This window comes from Pseudomonas sp. BF-RE-22, assembly GCF_019956155.1.
GTDB classification, from domain to species: Bacteria; Pseudomonadota; Gammaproteobacteria; order Pseudomonadales; family Pseudomonadaceae; genus Aquipseudomonas; species Aquipseudomonas migulae.
Window position 1 is genome coordinate 46,325 of sequence record NZ_JAHBDD010000086.1, and the last position, 18,016, is coordinate 64,340.

The 18,016-nt window shown below is 61.4% G+C and carries 14 protein-coding genes; 10 read left to right on the forward strand and 4 right to left on the reverse strand.

All coding sequences use genetic code 11. The annotated features are described in order from the left end of the window. Position 1: 1 nt before the first annotated feature. The 4 genes from KGA82_RS27445 to KGA82_RS27460 form a co-directional block, all read right to left on the reverse strand. Positions 2–1,039 carry an ABC transporter ATP-binding protein gene (locus KGA82_RS27445; RefSeq protein ID WP_008029734.1) on the reverse strand — a complete coding sequence of 346 codons (1,038 nt, stop codon included), beginning with the start codon at positions 1,037–1,039 and terminating at the stop codon, positions 2–4. 122 nt (positions 1,040–1,161) lie between these two features. Then, positions 1,162–2,313, reverse strand: coding sequence for a putative ABC transporter substrate-binding protein YdcS (gene ydcS, locus KGA82_RS27450; RefSeq protein ID WP_008029736.1), 1,152 nt, complete (start codon positions 2,311–2,313; stop codon positions 1,162–1,164). 227 nt (positions 2,314–2,540) lie between these two features. Further along, positions 2,541–4,028 (reverse strand): gamma-aminobutyraldehyde dehydrogenase, encoded by a 1,488-nt coding sequence (locus tag KGA82_RS27455; RefSeq protein WP_081501770.1) that lies wholly within the window; start codon positions 4,026–4,028, stop codon positions 2,541–2,543. 100 nt (positions 4,029–4,128) lie between these two features. Beyond that, the gene (locus KGA82_RS27460) at positions 4,129–5,043 is read right to left on the reverse strand and encodes a LysR family transcriptional regulator (RefSeq protein ID WP_008029741.1); all 915 of its coding nucleotides are present in this window, start codon (positions 5,041–5,043) and stop codon (positions 4,129–4,131) included. A 187-nt stretch (positions 5,044–5,230) separates the two neighbouring features. On the opposite strand from KGA82_RS27460, the gene KGA82_RS27465 reads away from it, so the two are divergent. The 10 genes from KGA82_RS27465 to lysS all read left to right on the forward strand — a co-directional run bounded on the left by KGA82_RS27465 (position 5,231) and on the right by lysS (position 17,998). Continuing rightward, entirely contained in the window at positions 5,231–5,953 is a 723-nt protein-coding gene (locus KGA82_RS27465) for a tellurite resistance TerB family protein (RefSeq protein ID WP_223453183.1), read from the forward strand. Positions 5,954–6,200: 247 nt separating this feature from the next. Continuing rightward, positions 6,201–7,823: a methyl-accepting chemotaxis protein gene (locus tag KGA82_RS27470; protein ID WP_008043786.1), complete on the forward strand. Its 1,623-nt coding sequence runs from the start codon at positions 6,201–6,203 to the stop codon at positions 7,821–7,823. Then, positions 7,823–8,359, forward strand: coding sequence for a chemotaxis protein CheW (locus KGA82_RS27475; protein WP_008029747.1), 537 nt, complete (start codon positions 7,823–7,825; stop codon positions 8,357–8,359). Before KGA82_RS27470 ends, KGA82_RS27475 begins: the two co-directional genes overlap by 1 nt. After that, positions 8,356–9,624, forward strand: coding sequence for a CheR family methyltransferase (locus KGA82_RS27480; protein WP_223453184.1), 1,269 nt, complete (start codon positions 8,356–8,358; stop codon positions 9,622–9,624). The genes KGA82_RS27475 and KGA82_RS27480 overlap by 4 nt, the downstream gene beginning before the upstream one ends. Next, positions 9,621–10,304: a chemotaxis protein CheW gene (locus KGA82_RS27485; protein WP_008029751.1), complete on the forward strand. Its 684-nt coding sequence runs from the start codon at positions 9,621–9,623 to the stop codon at positions 10,302–10,304. Before KGA82_RS27480 ends, KGA82_RS27485 begins: the two co-directional genes overlap by 4 nt. After that, complete coding sequence (locus KGA82_RS27490) at positions 10,301–12,589, forward strand: hybrid sensor histidine kinase/response regulator (RefSeq protein WP_008043781.1); 2,289 nt, start codon at positions 10,301–10,303, stop codon at positions 12,587–12,589. Before KGA82_RS27485 ends, KGA82_RS27490 begins: the two co-directional genes overlap by 4 nt. Continuing rightward, positions 12,586–13,596 (forward strand): chemotaxis response regulator protein-glutamate methylesterase, encoded by a 1,011-nt coding sequence (locus tag KGA82_RS27495; protein ID WP_192228477.1) that lies wholly within the window; start codon positions 12,586–12,588, stop codon positions 13,594–13,596. Before KGA82_RS27490 ends, KGA82_RS27495 begins: the two co-directional genes overlap by 4 nt. A gap of 48 nt (positions 13,597–13,644) precedes the next feature. Next, positions 13,645–14,646 (forward strand): PleD family two-component system response regulator, encoded by a 1,002-nt coding sequence (locus tag KGA82_RS27500; RefSeq protein WP_008043779.1) that lies wholly within the window; start codon positions 13,645–13,647, stop codon positions 14,644–14,646. A gap of 642 nt (positions 14,647–15,288) precedes the next feature. Continuing rightward, a protein-coding gene (prfB, locus tag KGA82_RS27505; protein ID WP_157214382.1) for a peptide chain release factor 2 occupies positions 15,289–16,384 on the forward strand; the annotation gives its coding sequence in 2 pieces (ribosomal slippage) (positions 15,289–15,360 and positions 15,362–16,384; 1,095 coding nt in all). 111 nt (positions 16,385–16,495) lie between these two features. Beyond that, positions 16,496–17,998: a lysine--tRNA ligase gene (lysS, locus tag KGA82_RS27510; protein ID WP_008034198.1), complete on the forward strand. Its 1,503-nt coding sequence runs from the start codon at positions 16,496–16,498 to the stop codon at positions 17,996–17,998. The last annotated feature ends 18 nt before the right edge of the window (positions 17,999–18,016 follow it).

Genomic DNA, 18,016 nt, shown 5'->3' on the forward strand with positions numbered 1-18,016 from the left:
CTCACACCCCGCCGGCAACGGTGTCGTGCAGCGGGATCATCGCTTCCCGTGCCCAGCGTGCGCTGATGCGTTGCCCGGTCTGATGTTGCGCGCTGACGTCCAGCCATTGATTGTTGGCCTGGCTGATGTTCAGGGTCTGGCCGTTTTCCAGCTTCAGTTCATAACGGGTGGCGCTGCCCTGGTACTGAACGTCGTGGAGCAAACCACTGACTTCGATTTCGTGGCTGGCCAACGGGCCGTCGGCGAAACGCACGTGTTCCGGGCGAATCGAAAACGGCTGCGGATTGCCGCTGAGCTGCTGCGCCAGATCGCCGCGAATCACGTTGGAGGTGCCGACGAATTCCGCCACAAAGGTGGTCGCCGGTTTCATGTAGAGGTTGCGCGGCGTGTCGACCTGCTCGATGCGACCCTTGTTGAAGACGGCCACACGGTCAGACATCGACAAGGCTTCGGTCTGGTCGTGGGTGACGAAGATGAAGGTGATGCCGAGCTGGCGTTGCAGCTTTTTCAGCTCGCTCTGCATTTGCTCGCGAAGCTTCAAGTCGAGGGCGCCCAGCGGTTCGTCGAGCAGCAGCACCCGTGGGCGATTGACCAATGCACGGGCCAGGGCCACACGCTGGCGCTGACCGCCCGACAGTTGCACCGGTTTGCGCGCGCCGTAGCCGCCGAGGGCGACCATGTCGAGGGCTTCTTCAGCGCGTTTCTGGCGTTCAGCCTTGCCGACGCCTTTGACTTTCAAACCGTAGGCGACGTTGTCGAGTACGTTCATGTGCGGGAACAGGGCGTAATCCTGAAACACCGTGTTGACGTCACGCTCATACGGCGGCAGCCCGGCGGCTTCATTGCCGTGAATCCGGATCGAGCCTGCGCTCGGTTGTTCAAAACCGGCGATCAGGCGCAAACACGTGGTTTTGCCCGAGCCGGAAGGGCCCAGCATGGAGAAGAACTCGCCGTCCTGGATGTCGATGGAAACCCGGTCTACGGCTTTCACTTCGCCGAACAGACGGGAAACGTTGGTGAACTGGACTGCAAGCGTCATGGTGCGGTGCTCCGAAATATCAAATCTGAAAAGCATCGCTGGCAAGCCAGCTCCTACAGGGGGGGACGCGTACTTCGTAGGAGCCGGCTTGCCGGCGATAAGGTCCGAAGGACCTTCAGGCGTCAGCGACCGCCCATGATCGCGATGTAGTCCTGGGTCCAGCGGCTGTACGGCACGAACTTGCCGCCTTCAGCCTGCGGGGTTTTCCAGAAGGCGATCTTGTCGAACTGGTCGAAGCCGTTGGTCTTGCAGCCTTCGGCACCGAGCAGTTCGCTCTCTTTGCACCCCGCCGGAACCGACGGCAACGAACCGAACCAGGCGGCCAGGTCACCCTGGACTTTCGGTTGCAGCGAATGGTCCATCCACTTGTAAGCGCAGTTCGGGTGCTTGGCGTCGGCGTGCAGCATGGTGGTGTCGGCCCAACCTGTTGCACCCTCTTTCGGAATGACCGAGGCCACTGGCTGCTTGTCCGCCACCAGGCCGTTGACCATGTAGCCCCAGGTGCTGGACGCCACGACGCCTTCGTTCTTGACGTCACTCATCTGCACGGTCGCGTCATGCCAGTAGCGGTGGATCAGAGGCTGTTGCTTGCGAAGCAGGTCCAGCGCGGCCTTGTACTGTTCTTCGTTGAGCTGGTACGGGTCCTTGATCCCCAGTTCCGGCCGTTTCGCCTTGAGATAGAGCGCTGCATCGGCGATGTAGATCGGACCGTCGTAGGCCTGGACCCGGCCCTTGTTGGACTTGCCGTCCGGCAGGTTCTGTTCCTCGAACACCACGCCCCAGCTGTCCGGGGCGGTCTTGAAGACGTTGGTGTTGTACATCAACACGTTCGGGCCCCACTGATACGGGGTGCCGTAGGTTTGTTTGTTGACGACGTACCACTGGCCATCCTTCAGGCGCGGGTCGATGTTCTTCCAGTTCGGAATCAACGCGGTGTTGATCGGCTGCACGCGTTTGCCAACGATCAACCGCAGCGACGCGTCGCCCGATGCGGTCACCAGGTCGTAACCGCCCTTGGACATCAGGCTGACCATCTCATCGGAAGTGGCGGCTGTTTTGACGTTGACCTTGCAGCCGGTTTCCTTCTCGAAACTGGTCACCCAGTCGTAGGCCTTGTCGCTTTCGCCACGTTCGATGTAGCCGGGCCAAGCCACGATATCCAGCTGACCTTCGCCGGCACCGACGGCTTTCAGCGGTTCGGCGGCCTGGATACTGGCGCTGGCCAACAGCGCTGTGGTGATTGCACTGAGCAGTGCGGTCTTGTGCACGAACATGGGAATTCCCTCTTCTTTAAATTATGGTCGGGGCAGTTTTGAACGTGGTTCAGCGTTGTAAACACGATCCTGTAGGAGCCGGCTTGCTGGCGATAGCGGTGGGTCAGTCAACCTGATGGTCAACTGGACGGACGCCTTCGCTGGCAAGCCAGGCTCCTACAGGATTCGCGGTGTTCCAGCGTTTCTGCGCTAATGCCTTTACGGCTAATTGTTAGCGTAGTGCGCTTTTATAAATGCTGTCCGTGGCGCGCCATGATGTGCCGCACCACGCTGTAGTCCTGAAGCGAATCGCTGGACAGGTCTTTGCCGTAGCCCGAGCGTTTCAGGCCGCCATGGGGCATTTCGCTGACCAGCATGAAATGGCTGTTGATCCAGGTGCAGCCGTACTGCAAGCGCGCGGCGACCTGCATCGCCTTGTCCAGGTTCTGGGTCCAGATCGAGGAAGCCAGGCCGTATTCCGAATCGTTGGCCCAGTCCACCGCTTGTTCGAGCCCATCGAAGCGGGTCACGGTGACCACCGGCCCGAACACTTCGCGCTGGACGATTTCATCGCTCTGCTTGCAGCCGGCCAGCAGCGTCGGTTGGTAATAGAAGCCGGCGCCGGAATGCACGGCCGCGCCGGTCACGCGCTCGATGTGCGGCTGACCCAGGGCGCGTTCGACGAAACTGGCCACGCGGTCGCGCTGGCGGGTGCTGATCAGCGGCCCGATTTCATTGTCGGCATCGCGTTTACCGGCGAAGCGCAGGCTGCTGACCGCCGCGCCGAGTTCGGCCACCAGGCGGTCATGAATGCCGGCCTGTGCATAAATCCGGCAAGCGGCGGTGCAATCCTGGCCGGCGTTGTAGTAACCGTACGTGCGCACGCCTTCGACTACCGCCTGAATGTCGGCATCGTTGCAGACGATCACCGGGGCCTTGCCGCCGAGTTCGAGGTGCGTGCGCTTCAGGGTTTTCGCTGCGGCTTGCAGGATTTTTTGTCCGGTGACGATATCGCCGGTCAGCGACACCATGCGGATTTTCGGGTGGCTGACCAAGTGGCTGCCCACGCCTTCACCGCCGCCGCAAATGATGTTGATCACACCGCGTGGGAGGATCTCGGCCAGCGCGGGCGCCAGGGCCAGAATCGACAGCGGCGTGTGCTCGGAAGGCTTGAACACCAGCGTGTTGCCGGCAGCGAGAGCCGGGGCGATTTTCCACGCGGCCATCATGATCGGGTAGTTCCACGGCGCAATCGAGGCGACCACGCCAATCGGATCACGACGCACCATGCTGGTGTAGCCCGGCAGGTACTCGCCGCTGAGCTGGCCGGTCTGGCAGCGCACCGCGCCGGCGAAGAAGCGGAACACGTCGACCGTCGCGCTCAAGTCGTCCTGACGCGCCAGGTGCAACGGTTTGCCGCAGTTCAGGGATTCGAGGCGGGCGAGCAGGTCGGCTTGTTTTTCGATGGCGTTGGCGATGTCCAGCAGCAGGTTCGAGCGCTGCTGCGGCGTGGTCCGCGACCAACTGGCGAACGCACGGTGCGCGGCGAGGATTGCGGCTTCGACTTGTTCGGTGCTGGCCTCGGCGATGTGCGTTATCACCTCACCGGTGGCCGGGTTGAGGATCGGCTCGACAAAACCCTGACCCGCGACCAGTTCGCCATCGATCAACAACGCGGTGAACAACGGGGTCTGCGCGCCAGCCATTTTTCGGGTTCTCTTTTCTTGTGTGGCCATGCTGCTCCCTGTGACTGGGGCCCGGCCGTCTTATAGATGTTCCAAGACTAGTGCCCGGATCCGAGGTCGACAAATACTAAATACTGAAGGTGGCGTTCGATTAAATAGATGGCTTGCGCCCGCCGTGGGGCTGCTCGCGCGCGACGGTCAGGAACGGGTCGACCAGTGCCGGGCGCGCCGTACCGCGGCGCCAGGCCAGGCCGACGTCGAGGGTCTGGCTCAGGTCGGCAATCGGCCGCGCTTCGATGATGTCGCCCTCCAATGACCAGGGGCGATAGGTCATGTCGGGCTGGATCGACACGCCCAATCCGGCGGCCACCAGGCTTCGTACCGCTTCGGTCGAAGCGGTTTTAAGGGTGATGCGCGGTTGAAGCGACGCCGCCGACCACATGCGCTGGGCATTGCGGTCCATTTCATCAACGTTCAGTTGAATCAGCGGTTCACGGGCGACGTCGGCCAGGTTGATGCTGTCGTGTTCCAGCAGCGGATGCTGGGCCGGCAGCCATAAACGGTGGGGCGAATGGGTCAGCACTTCCGTTTGCAGGGCGTGGCGGTCTTCGAGGTTGGAGAGGATCAGCACACCGACATCGATCTCGCCGCTGACCAGCAAATGCTCGATGTACGGGCGTTCGTCCTCCATCACGCGGATCTCGACGTTGGGGTAGGCGCGTTGAAAGCGGGTGAGCAGGTCAGCGAGGTAATAACCGGCGACGAGACTGGTTACACCGACGATCAACTGCCCGGCGACCTGATCGGTGCTTTGTTGCAGGCTGCGTTTGGCGTTGTCCACCGTTGCCAGAATCAGGTGTGCCTGGCGTAGGAACTGATGACCCTGGTGGGTCAGCGTCATGCCCTTGGCATGGCGGTTGAACAGCCCGACGCCGATTTCCTGCTCCAGTTGCTGGATGGCCAGGGTCAGTGTCGATTGGGAAATGAACGCGGTTTGCGCGGCGGCAGAGATCGAGCCGGTCTCGGCCACGGCGATGAAATGACGAATTTGACGCAAAGTCATCATGAAGAAGTACCCGGTGGGCGGTTTTTATAGATTCGCTTGAGTGTATATCTTTTTAATCGATGGGCTTTTTAGCGTTACAGAAGGTGAGCAACATCTGGAAGCACTCTCGCCGGGAAGGGCTGGGCACTTTCGATCTAGGCTGGTGGCCTTATGTGTCCGGTTAACCCCTTTTGTGGAGGCGGCAAGAATGAATACCCGTGGATTGCTCGATCAATTACTCAAATCCGGCCAGGACCTGTTGCAGAACAAGACCGGTGGCGCGCAGAACAAGGCGTCCAGCGGTGGATTGGGCGGATTGCTTGGTGGTGGCGGTGGTTCGGGTGGCCTTGGCAGTTTGTTGTCAGGCGCGGGTGGCGGTGCATTGGCCGCTGGCGCGATGGGCCTGTTGATGGGTAACAAGAAGGCTCGCAAAGTCGGCGGCAAGGTCGCTGTCTACGGCGGCCTCGCGGCATTGGGCGTGATTGCCTACAAGGCTTACGGCAACTGGCAGGCCCAGCAGGGCACTGCACCGAAACAAGAGCCGCAAACCGTGGACCGCGTGCCGACGGCGCAGGTCGAGCAACACAGCCAGGCGATTCTCAAGGCGCTGGTGGCGGCGGCCAAGGCTGATGGTCATGTCGACGAGCGCGAGCGTGCGTTGATCGAAGGTGAGTTCATCAAACTCGACAATGATCAGGAACTCCAACACTGGCTGCACGCCGAACTGAACAAACCCCTCGATCCAACCGATGTTGCGCGCGCCGCCAGCACGCCGGAAATGGCGGCCGAGATGTACATCGCGAGCGTGATGCTGGTGGACGAGGAGAACTTCATGGAGAAGTCTTACCTGGATGAGTTGGCCCGCCAGTTGAAGCTGGAGCCGGGTTTGAAGGCCGAATTGGAGAAGCAGGTTCGCCAGGCTTCTTTGTAACCCTCAAGATCGCCTTCGCGGGCAAGCCTCGCTCCTACAGGTTCAGCGTCGTCCACAATATTTGCGAATGCCCCTGAACCTGTAGGAGCGAGGCTTGCCCGCGAAGGCGTCATCAGCCACACCACCTCATTCAAAGCCAAAACACGACGTTTCCCCCTGAGATGTAACTGCCGCGCATCCGTCTTATAAATGAAACACCGCCCTCGGCTATACTGCGCAGCATTTGAAATGGCCCCGAGGACTGACTGTGAAGAACTGGACGTTGCGCCAACGCATTTTGGCGAGCTTTGCGGTAATTATCGCCATCATGTTGCTGATGGTCGTCGTCTCGTATTCCCGGCTGTTGAAAATCGAGGCCAGCGAAGTAAGCGTTCGTGACGACGCGCTCCCCGGGGTGTATTACAGCTCGATGATTCGTGGCGCCTGGGTCGACAGCTATCTCCAGACCCAGGAAATGCTGGGCTTGAAGGAAGGGCAGGGCATCAGTGCCGAGGACGCCGCAGACTTCAAGAATTTTGAAGCACGCGTGCAGGACGCGATGAATAGCTATCGCGCCACCGTCACCACGGATGAAGACAAGCTCGAATTCGCAGCCTTCGAAAAATTCCATGAGAATTACGGCAAGATCCTGGCCGCAGTGCTCGACTTGCATAAGCGCAATCAGGAAGCCGAGGCCATCAAGTTGTTCAATGAACAACTGACCCCGACCTGGACGGCGGGGCGCATGAAGCTCAATGACATCCTGCGCGAAAACAAAGCCGTGGCGGATCAGGACATGGCCTACATTGATGATGCGGTGTTCACCGCGAAAGTCATCATGGGCATTTCCCTGCTGGTGGCGGTATTGGCCGCCGGTCTCTGCGGCCTGCTGCTGATGCGCGCGATCATGGCGCCCATGAACCGCATCGTGCAGATCCTCGAAGTCATGCGTACCGGCGACCTCAGCGGCCGCTTGAACCTGGAGCGCAAGGACGAATTCGGCGCCGTGGAAACCGGCTTCAACGACATGATGGCCGAGCTCACTTCGTTGGTGTCTCAGGCGCAGCGCTCGTCGGTGCAGGTCACCACGTCCGTGACCGAAATCGCCGCCACCTCTAAACAGCAGCAAGCCACTGCTACTGAAACCGCCGCCACCACCACCGAAATCGGTGCCACTTCCCGTGAAATCGCCGCCACCTCGCGTGACCTGGTGCGGACCATGACCGAAGTCTCCACCGCTGCCGATCAGGCCTCGGTAGCTGCCGGTTCCGGGCAGCAGGGCCTGGCGCGAATGGAAGAGACCATGCACTCGGTGATGGGCGCCGCGGATCTGGTCAACGCCAAACTGGCGATCCTCAACGAGAAGGCCGGCAACATCAATCAAGTGGTGGTGACCATCGTCAAGGTCGCGGACCAGACCAACCTGCTGTCGCTGAACGCTGCCATCGAAGCCGAGAAGGCCGGTGAATACGGTCGTGGATTTGCTGTGGTTGCCACCGAAGTGCGGCGCCTGGCGGACCAGACCGCCGTGGCCACGTACGACATCGAGCAGATGGTGCGCGAGATCCAGTCGGCGGTGTCGGCCGGGGTCATGGGCATGGACAAGTTCTCTGAAGAAGTGCGTCGCGGCATGTCCGAGGTGCAGCAGGTCGGCGAGCAGCTGTCGCAGATCATCCATCAGGTTCAGGCGCTGGCGCCGCGGGTGTTGATGGTCAACGAAGGCATGCAGGCCCAGGCCACCGGTGCCGAGCAGATCAACCATGCGCTGGTGCAGTTGGGCGATGCCAGCAGCCAGACCGTCGAGTCCTTGCGTCAGGCCAGTTTTGCCATCGACGAACTGAGCCAGGTGGCCGTCGGGCTGCGCGGTGGCGTTTCGCGATTCAAAGTCTGATGAGCGAACTCACGGCCAAACGCACCGCCGTGAAGCCGGCGATGCATGCATTGTTTCTGGTGTTTCGCATCGGCAGCGAGCGCTATGCCTTGCAAGCGATCGAGGTGGCAGAAGTGCTGCCGCGCCTGCCGTTGAAGCCGATACCCCGTGCGCCGGACTGGGTCGCCGGGGTGTTCGCCTATCGCGGCGCGGTAGTGCCGGTAATCGACCTCAGTGCGCTGACCTTTGGCGAACCGGCCCAGGCGCGCACCAGCACGCGCCTGGTGCTGGTCAATTACCGTGCGGATGAAACCGCCGAGGCGCAATTGCTCGGGCTGATCCTGGAGCAGGCCACCGACACGCTGCGCTGCAACCCGGCGGATTTTCAGCCGTACGGCCTCGATAATCGCCAGGCGCCGTACCTCGGACCGGTGCGTGAAGACGCGCAAGGTTTGCTGCAATGGGTGCGCGTCGCCGATCTGTTGGACGAGCAGGTTCGGGCGCTGCTGTTTCCGTCACCCCCGCTGGACCTGGCGCAGCTTGAGGTGCAGCCATGAGCAGCGATCAGCGTTTCTTCGATTTCCTCAAAGAGCGCATCGGCCTCGACGTCACCTCGGTGGGCCCGGCGATCATCGAACGTGCGGTACGCCAGCGCAGCACGGCGTCCAGCGCGCTGACGGCCGATGAGTATTGGCACACCTTGCAGGGCTCGCAGGATGAGCAGCAAGCGCTGATCGAAGCGGTGATCGTTCCCGAAACCTGGTTTTTCCGTTACCCGGAATCCTTCGCCGCCCTGGCAAAACTGGCGGCCAAGCGCCTGACCGATATCAACAACATGCGCGCATTGCGGATTCTCAGCCTGCCGTGTTCCACCGGTGAAGAACCCTATTCCATTGCCATGGCCTTGCTCGATGCCGGGTTCAAACCGCATCAATTCAAAGTCGAAGGCATGGACGTCAGCCCGCTGTCGGTGGAGAAAGCCAGGCGCGCGCAGTACGGCAAGAATTCGTTTCGCGGCCAGGACATCGCGTTTCGCGAGCGGCATTTCACCGCCGAGGACGAGTCCTATCGCCTCAGCGAGCGCGTGCTGGAACAGGTGCGTTTACAGGTCGGCAATCTGCTGGATCCGTCGTTGCTGGCCAACGAATCGCCTTATGATTTCGTGTTCTGCCGCAACCTGCTGATCTATTTCGATCAGCCGACGCAACAACAGGTGTTCGAAGTGCTCAAGCGCCTGACCCATGTCGAGGGTGTGCTGTTTATCGGCCCCGCCGAGGGCAGTTTGCTGGGGCGCCTGGGCATGCGTTCGATTGGTATCCCTCAATCTTTTGCGTTCAGTCGCCAAAGCGCGCCAGAGCCCGAGCCTTTTGCGGCCTTCGTGCCGACGCCGTTGCCAGTGCGCCAACCGGTGCGCAGCGTCACGCCGGCACCGGTACGCCTGCGGCCCTTCGCAACGGTGACGCCGCTGCCGGTGGCGGCAAAAGCCGCCAGTCCCGACGCCGCTACGTTGCTGGCAAACATCGCCGCACTGGCCAATGAAGGCAAAAGCGCCGAAGCGCGCGCCGCGTGCGAAAGTTATTTGCGCAGCCATGAACCGGTAGCCCAGGTGTTTTACTGGCTGGGACTGCTCAGCGATGTCGCCGGCAGCGCTCTCGAAGCCCAGGGCTTTTATCGCAAGGCGTTGTACCTCGAACCGCAACATCCCGACGCGTTGATGCACCTGGCGGCCTTGCTGCAATCACAGGGTGACACGGCGGGCGCCAAACGATTGCAGGACCGCGCCGCCCGCAGCGAGCGCGCAAACAGTGAGCGCAAACGATGAATGCCGCCGACAGCTTTAGCCTCACCCATGAAGATGCCCAGGCCATCGACGATTGCTGGAACCGTATCGGTATCCACGGCGACAAGTCCTGCCCGCTGCTGATCGAACACATTCATTGCCGCAATTGCGCGGTGTACTCGGCGGCCGCTACGCGTTTGCTCGACCGTTATGCGTTGCAACAGGAAGACCGCGGACAAGTCTCGGTCGCGGTCGAAAGCGAGGTGAAAACCCGCTCGCTGCTAATGTTCCGCCTCGGCGAAGAATGGTTGGGCCTGGCCACCCGCAGCCTGGTGGAAGTGGCGCCGCTGCAAGCGATTCATTCCTTGCCGCACCAGCGCTCCCGGGCCTTGCTCGGCGTGGCGAATGTGCGCGGCGCGCTGGTGGCGTGCCTGTCGTTGGTGGAACTGCTCGGGCTCGACGGCGTGAGCAGCGTGGCGCCTGGTGCGCGCGTGATGCCGCGCATGTTGATCATCGCGGCCCACGGCGGGCCGGTGGTGGTGCCAGTGGACGAAGTCGACGGGATCCATGCCATCGACGAGCGCCTCCTTGAGGCCGCATCGCGTTCCGGTACGCAGGCCAGCGCCAAATACACCCGTGGCGTATTGCAATTCAAAGGTCGCAGCCTGCGTTGGCTGGATGAAGAACAGCTGCTGTCCGCCGTGACCCGGAGCCTCACATGACCCCCGAGCAAATGCGCGACGCCTCTTTGCTGGAACTGTTCAGCCTCGAAGCCGAGGCCCAGACCCTGGTGTTGAGCACGGGGCTGCTGGCGCTTGAACGCGATCCGACCCAGGCCGATTACCTTGAATCGTGCATGCGCGCGGCTCACTCGCTCAAAGGCGCGGCGCGAATTGTTGGCGTCGATGCCGGCGTCAGCGTTGCCCATGTGATGGAAGATTACCTGGTCAGCGCCCAGGAAGGCCGGTTGTATCTGCGGCCCGAGCACATTGATGCCTTGCTGCAGGGCACCGATTTGCTGATGCGCATCGCGACGCCGAACAACGCACCGGCGCCTGCGGATATCGAAGCTTATGTCGTCTTGATGGGACGGCTGCTTGTTCACATGGCGACGGTTGCCCCCATCGCGCCGCCGATGGCAGAACTGCAGCTGGAGCCGCCGACGGCCACGGTTGAGTCGCCCATGCCGGCCGCCACGCAAGCCCCTTCGGCAGCTGCCGCCGAGCCCTCGCCCAAGACCAAACGCACCACCGAAAGTGGCGAGCGCGTATTGCGCGTTACGGCCGAACGCTTGAACAGCCTGCTCGACCTGTCGAGCAAATCCCTGGTGGAAACCCTGCGGCTCAAACCGCACCTGGCCACCATGCAACGCCTCAAGCGCATGCAGAACAACGGCCTGCGGGCGCTGGAAAACCTCAATGTCCATCTCAAGGATCAGACCTTGAGCCTGGAAGCCCGGGAAGCCCTCGACGATGCGCGTCGGTTGCTGGCGGAATCCCAGCAATTGCTGGTGGAAAAAAACGCCGAGCTGGACGAGTTCGCCTGGCAGGCCAGTCAACGCGCGCAAGTGCTCTATGACACCGCGTTGGCCTGTCGCATGCGGCCGTTTGCCGATGTGCTGAGCGGGCAAGTGCGCATGGTCCGCGACCTGGGGCGCAGCCTCGGTAAACAGGTGCGGCTGGAGATCGAGGGCGAGAAAACCCAGGTCGATCGCGACGTCCTGGAAAAACTCGAAGCGCCGCTGACGCACCTGCTGCGCAACGCCGTCGACCACGGCATCGAATCCCCGGAGCAACGGCTACTGGCCGGTAAACCGGAAGAAGGTGTGATCCGCCTGCGCGCCTCGCATCAGGCCGGTCTGCTGATGCTGGAACTGAGCGATGACGGCAACGGCGTCGACCTGGAAAAGGTCCGCCGCAGCATCATCGAACGTCAGTTGTCCCCGGCCGACACCGCCGCGCAGTTGAGCGAAGAGGAGTTGCTGACGTTCCTGTTCCTGCCGGGTTTCAGCCTGCGCGACGCGGTCACTGAAGTGTCCGGACGTGGCGTCGGCCTCGACGCGGTTCAGCACATGGTCCGCCAGTTGCGCGGCGCGGTGGTGCTGGAGCAGACGGCGGGCGAGGGCAGCCGCTTCCATCTCGAAGTGCCGCTGACCCTGTCGGTGGTGCGCAGCCTGGTGGTGGAGGTCGGCGAAGAGGCGTATGCGTTTCCGCTGGCCCACATCGAGCGCATGTGCGACCTGGAGCCGGCGGACATCGTGCAGGTCGAAGGCCGTCAGCATTTCTGGTACGAAGGCCGGCATGTCGGGTTGGTTGCGGCCAGCCAATTGCTTCAGCGTCCGGCGAGCACCAACAGTCAGCAAACCCTCAAGGTCGTGGTCATCCGCGAGCGCGATGCGATCTACGGTGTGGCGGTCGAGCGGTTTGTCGGCGAGCGCACGCTGGTGGTCTTGCCGCTGGACGAGCGTCTGGGCAAAGTGCAGGACATTTCTGCAGGCGCGCTGCTCGACGACGGTTCGGTGGTGCTGATCGTCGATGTTGAAGACATGCTGCGGTCGGTGGACAAACTGCTCAATACCGGGCGTCTGGAGCGGATTGCCCGTCACAGCAATCAGGCGGCCGAAGCCGCGCGCAAACGGGTTCTGGTGGTCGACGATTCGCTGACCGTCCGCGAGTTGCAACGCAAACTGTTGCTCAATCGCGGCTACGACGTGGCCGTGGCGGTGGACGGTATGGATGGCTGGAATGCCCTGCGTTCCGAGGATTTCGATCTGCTGATCACCGACATCGATATGCCGCGCATGGACGGTATCGAACTGGTGTCATTGTTGCGCCGGGACAACCGCCTGCAATCGCTGCCGGTGATGGTGGTGTCCTACAAGGATCGCGAAGAAGACCGTCGTCGTGGACTGGACGCCGGGGCCGACTATTATCTAGCCAAAGCCAGTTTTCACGACGACGCCCTGCTTGATGCAGTGGTTGAGCTCATAGGAGGAGCGCGGGCATGAAAATCGCAATCGTCAACGACATGCCCATGGCGGTGGAGGCCCTGCGTCGCGCCTTGGCGTTTGAGCCGGAGCATCAAGTGATCTGGGTCGCCAGCAACGGCGCCGAGGCCGTGCAGCGTTGCGTGGAAAACACCCCGGACCTGATCCTGATGGACCTGATCATGCCGGTGATGGATGGCGTCGAGGCGACGCGGCGAATCATGGCCGAGACGCCGTGTGCCATCGTGATCGTCACGGTCGACCGTCAGCAGAACGTGCACCGGGTGTTCGAGGCCATGGGCCACGGTGCTTTGGATGTGGTCGATACGCCGGCAATCGGTGCCGGCAATGCCCAGGAAGCAGCGGCGCCGTTGCTGCGCAAAATCCTCAACATCGGTTGGATTATCGGCGACAAGGGCAATCGCGTGCGGCCTGCGCCGGGCCCGTTGCGCCACTCAGGTTCCCGGCAAAAACTGATCGCCATCGGTTCCTCCGCAGGTGGGCCGGCAGCCCTGGAAATACTGCTCAAGGGGCTGCCGATAAATTTTTCCGCCGCCATTGTGCTGGTGCAGCATGTTGACCAGGTGTTCGCCGCCGGCATGGCCGAGTGGCTCAGCGGCGCCAGCGGCCTGAACGTGCGCCTGGCCCAGGAAGGTGAGCCACCGCAGGCGGGCACCGTGCTGCTGGCCGGCACCAACCACCATATCCGCTTATTGAAAAACGGCACGCTGGCGTACACCGCCGAGCCAGTCAACGAGATCTATCGTCCCTCGATCGATGTGTTTTTCGAGAGTGTGGCCAGTTACTGGAATGGCGATGCCGTAGGGGTTTTATTGACCGGCATGGGACGCGATGGCGCGCAGGGGCTTAAACTCATGCGCCAACAGGGTTACCTGACCATCGCTCAGGACCAACAAAGCAGCGCGGTGTATGGCATGCCGAAAGCGGCAGCGGCCATCGACGCCGCTGTAGAAATTCGCCCGCTGGAAAAGATAGCGCCACGATTGCTGGAGATTTTTGCCAAATGACTATGCTCAGCAGCAATCCTGGCCCAGGCAGTACTCAGGTGACCGCACATGAATGACTTACAGCTCGACGGCTTCAAAACCGACGAAAACGCCGCCATGGTGTTGTTGGTGGACGATCAGGCCATGATCGGCGAAGCGGTGCGCCGCGGTTTGTCGAATGAAGAAAACATCGACTTCCACTTCTGCGCCGACCCGCATCAGGCGATTGCGCAGGCGATCCGGATCAAGCCGACGGTGATCCTCCAGGACCTGGTCATGCCCGGTCTCGACGGCCTGAGCCTGGTGCGCGAATACCGCAATCACCCGGCCACCAAGGACATTCCGATCATTGTGCTGTCGACCAAGGAAGACCCGCTGATCAAAAGCGCGGCATTCGCGGCCGGGGCCAATGATTACCTGGTCAAACTGCCGGACAACATCGAACTGGTGGCGCGCATCCGCTATCACTCGCGCTCCTACATGACCCTGCTGCAGCGTGACGCCGCGTACCGCGCGTTGCGGGTTAGCCAGCAGCAATTGCTCGACACCAACCTGGTGCTGCAACGCCTGATGAACTCGGACGGCCTGACCGGCCTGTCGAACCGTCGTCACTTCGACGAGTACCTGGAACTGGAATGGCGACGTTCTTTGCGCGACCAGAGCCAATTGTCGTTGCTGATGATCGATGTGGACTACTTCAAGTCCTACAACGACAACTTTGGCCACCTCGAAGGCGACGAAGCCCTGCGCAAAGTCGCCACGGCCATCCGCGACGCCAGCGCCCGACCTTCTGACTTGCCGGCCCGTTATGGTGGTGAAGAATTCGCGCTGGTCCTGCCCAATACATCACCGGGCGGTGCGCGACTGGTCGCGGAAAAACTGCGCCAGACCGTGGCGGCACTGAAAATCCCGCACATCTCACCGAGCGAAGGCTCAAGCCTGACCATCAGCATCGGCCTGTCGACCATGACCCCGCAACCGGGCGCCGATTGCCGTCAATTGATCTCGGCGGCGGACAAGGGGCTGTACCTGGCGAAGAACAATGGGCGCAATCAGGTGGGTATCGAGTAACAGGGACTTCATCCCCTGTAGGAGCCGGCTTGCTGCGGGCGGCGTTCCGACGATAGCGTCCGTCCAGCCAATAAACAGGTTGACTGACCCACCGCTATCGTCGGAACGCCGCCCGCAGCAAGCCGGCTCCTACAGGGAATCGCGTACGCTTTTGACTCCCACCACTCATCAGGCCGAGCGTTAGCTCGCCTTCCGCTTTTGATCTGAGCGCCCCCTCGAGAGGCCGAGTGGAGGTTCTGCGTAGTGGGCAACCCGGCATGGATGCCGGGTTAGCCGCCCCCGGCCATGGATGGCCGATGGCGGCGGGCCCACGGAGCAGGACCGGAGCGAGGGCATGCCGAGCCTAGGCGAGGCACCGAACGAAAGGGGCAAGAGCCCTTGGTTACTTGGGGCTCTTCCAAGTGACTCGCCGTAAGGGCGAAACCGATAGCCGCCGTCACCAAAAGAACGGATATGTACTCCGACCGAAAACACAGGCCGGCTATCAGTCCGCTATCGCCAGCAAGCCGGCTCCTACAGTTGATCGGTGTACGGCCGCTCCGAAAACACACCGGGCCTTTTCGGCCAAGCGGGCTGCCGTTTCCGGCCGTTTGCCGTTATACTCGCCGGCTTTCAAAAGTTCGCCAACGAGTGCTGCCCGCCATGGAAATCAACCCGATCCTTAACACCATCAAGGACCTGTCCGAGCGCTCCGAAACTATTCGGGGGTATCTTTGACTACGATCAAAAGCACGAGCGTCTGACCGAAGTCAATCGCGAGCTTGAAGATCCGAGCGTCTGGAACAAACCTGAATATGCCCAGGAGTTGGGCCGCGAGCGCTCTGCGCTGGCACAGATCGTCGATACCCTGGACGAGCTGAACACCGGTCTGGCCGATTGCCGCGACCTGCTGGACATGGCCGTCGAAGAAAACGACGAAGGCGCAGTGGGCGATGTCGTCGCCGAGCTGGCCCGTCTCGAGGAAAACCTCGCCAAGCTTGAATTCCGCCGCATGTTCAGCCATGAAATGGACCCGAACAACGCCTACCTGGACATCCAGGCCGGCTCCGGTGGCACCGAGGCCCAGGACTGGGCCAACATCCTGCTGCGCATGTACCTGCGCTGGGCTGACAAACGCGGCTTCGACGCCACCATCATGGAACTGTCGGCCGGTGAAGTCGCCGGTATCAAGGGCGCCACCGTGCACATCAAGGGCGAATACGCCTTCGGCTGGCTGCGTACCGAAATCGGCGTACACCGTCTGGTGCGCAAGAGCCCGTTCGACTCCGGCAACCGTCGCCACACCTCGTTTTCCGCGGTGTTCGTCTCGCCAGAGATCGATGACAAGGTGGAAATCGAAATCAACCCGGCAGACTTGCGGATCGACACCTATCGCTCCTCCGGTGCCGGTGGTCAGCACGTAAACACCACCGACTCGGCCGTACGTATCACCCACGTACCGACCAACACCGTGGTCAGCTGCCAGAACGAACGTTCCCAGCACGCCAACAAGGACACCGCCATGAAAATGCTGCGGGCCAAGTTGTACGAGCAGGAAATGCAGAAGCGCAACGCGGCGTCCCAGGCGCTGGAAGACACCAAGTCCGATATCGGCTGGGGTCATCAGATCCGTTCTTATGTACTCGATGCCTCGCGCATCAAGGATCTGCGCACTAACATCGAGCGCAGTGACTGCGACAAGGTACTCGACGGTGATATCGATGAATACCTCGAAGCGAGCCTGAAGTCGGGCTTGTAAGCAATGCAATACGGGATCGGCTGACACCCCCCGATCCCCTGTAGGAGCCAGCTCGCTGGCGATCCCCGGCCGCAGGCCGGGGGCAACGAACCAGATGGAATATCTAAAGACATGAGCGACCTAGAACTCGACCCGCAAGCCCTGCAACAGGAAGAAAACTCCCTGATCGCCCTGCGCAAGGAAAAGCTTGCTGCCGAGCGCGCCAAGGGCAATGCCTTCCCGAACGACTTCCGCCGCGAAAACTACTGCGAAGACTTGCAGAAACAGTACGTGGACAAGACCAAGGAAGAGCTCGCAGAGGCTGCAATCCCGGTCAAGGTTGCCGGTCGCATCATGCTCAACCGTGGCTCGTTCATGGTGATCCAGGACATGACCGGTCGCATCCAGGTCTACGTCAACCGCAAGACCCTGTCCGAAGAAACCCTGGCCGCGGTGAAAACCTGGGACATGGGCGACATCATTGCCGCCGAAGGCACCCTGGCCCGTTCCGGCAAGGGCGACCTGTACGTTGAAATGACCAGCGTGCGCCTGCTGACCAAATCCCTGCGCCCGCTGCCGGACAAGCACCACGGCCTGACCGACACCGAACAGCGCTATCGTCAGCGTTACGTTGACCTGATCGTCAACGAAGACGTGCGCCAGACTTTCCGCGTGCGTTCGCAAGTCATCGCCCACATCCGCAGCTTCCTGATGCAGCGTGACTTCCTGGAAGTGGAAACGCCGATGCTGCAAACCATTCCGGGTGGCGCGGCGGCCAAGCCGTTCGAAACGCACCACAATGCGCTGGACATGGAAATGTTCCTGCGTATCGCGCCGGAGCTGTACCTCAAGCGTCTGGTGGTTGGCGGCTTCGAGAAAGTGTTCGAGATCAACCGCAACTTCCGTAACGAAGGCGTTTCGACCCGTCACAACCCTGAATTCACCATGTTGGAGTTCTACCAGGCTTACGCCGACTACGAAGACAACATGGACCTGACCGAGGAACTGTTCCGCGAGCTGGCGCAGCTGGTTCTGGGCAGCACCGACGTGCCTTACGGCGACAAGGTGTTCCACTTCGGCGAACCGTTCGTGCGTCTGTCGGTGTTCGATTCGATCCTCAAGTACAACCCTGAGCTGACTGCCGATGATCTGAATGACATCGACAAGGCCCGTGCCATCGCCAAGAAAGCCGGCGCCAAGGTGCTGGGTTTCGAAGGCCTGGGCAAATTGCAGGTGATGATTTTCGAAGAGCTGGTCGAGCACAAGCTGGAGCAGCCGCACTTCATTACCCAGTACCCGTTCGAAGTGTCGCCGCTGGCCCGTCGCAACGACGACAACCCGAACGTTACCGACCGTTTCGAGCTGTTCATCGGTGGCCGTGAAATCGCCAACGCCTACTCCGAGTTGAACGACGCGGAAGACCAGGCCGAGCGCTTCATGGCGCAGGTGGCCGACAAGGACGCTGGCGACGACGAAGCCATGCACTACGACGCCGACTTCGTTCGCGCGCTGGAGTACGGCATGCCGCCAACGGCCGGTGAAGGCATCGGCATCGACCGTCTGGTGATGCTGCTGACCAACTCCCCGTCGATCCGCGACGTGATCCTGTTCCCGCACATGCGGCCGCAAGCGTAAATGTTTCAATTAAAAAGC